Here is a 992-nt window from a genome sequence, read left to right as displayed (position 1 = left end):
CGTACACGACACAACTCATGGATAATTTAAAAAAGTCTTGAAAAATCAAAGGGCTCGCTGATAATGCCCCCTCATGGAAAACGACTAAATTTTCAGGAGGAAAAGCATGAAATTAATCAGCGAGCTAGAACGAAGCATAAAGACTCACATCAAATTAGACAAGAGGCATTTAAAAACTTTTACCTGTTTGATTATTGGCCTGATGACGCTCAATACCGTGAATTTGGCTAAGCTCGCCAAGCTAGGATTTGACGACAGTCAATCCACATCTCGTTACCGTAAATTACAGCGTTTTTTAGCAAAGGCACGTTTTGATTATGGCGCTATTTCAAAGCTAATCTTTCATTTGTTTGACTTTGATTGCAGCCCTCAGTATTTGACGATGGATCGGACGAATTGGTCGCTGGGTTCATTTGAGATTAACATTTTATTTTTGTGTATCGAGTGGCATGGTTGCGCGATTCCTGTGATATGGCTATTGCTACCCCATAAAGGGAACTCAGCGACTAAACATCGTATCGCATTACTCAATCGCTTTACGCGCTTATTTGGTAAATCAGCGATAAAACGCTTATTGGCGGACAGAGAATTCATTGGTGGCGAATGGTTTGCTTACTTAGTCTCACAAGGAATTCCCTTTTGTATTCGCGTTAAAAAGGATGCGGATACAACCAATGCACGAGGGAAAGGTGTTCAAGTTGGCTGGCTGTGTCATCATCTTAAGCCGGGTGAGCGGATGACTTTATCTGGGGCGCGTCGTCTTTATGGTCAGCTGCTAACGATCAGTGCAGCCAAGTCGCCTGATGATGGACAGCTCATGATAGTCGCTAGCAATGTGTCAGACGATGGGGTTGAACATTATCTCAATCGCTGGCCGATTGAATGTTTGTTTGGCTGCTTGAAAGGCAAAGGATTTAACTTTGAGCTGACACGGTTAGTTCATCGGGTGCGAATTAAAAAGCTTGTGGCGCTATTAGCCCTAAGTTATTGCT

Annotated in this window: 1 protein-coding gene; it reads left to right on the top strand. The window is 42.9% G+C overall.

All coding sequences use genetic code 11. The annotated features are described in order from the left end of the window. Positions 1–106: 106 nt before the first annotated feature. On the top strand, positions 107–992 hold an 886-nt coding region (locus tag COV52_00260), incomplete at its 3' end, for a hypothetical protein (protein ID PIR12149.1).

The sequence above is a fragment of the Gammaproteobacteria bacterium CG11_big_fil_rev_8_21_14_0_20_46_22 genome, from assembly GCA_002796245.1.
Taxonomy (GTDB): domain Bacteria; phylum Pseudomonadota; class Gammaproteobacteria; order UBA12402; family UBA12402; genus 1-14-0-20-46-22.
Note: the sequence above shows the minus strand (reverse complement) of the source record. Positions and strands in the feature narration are given on the sequence as shown.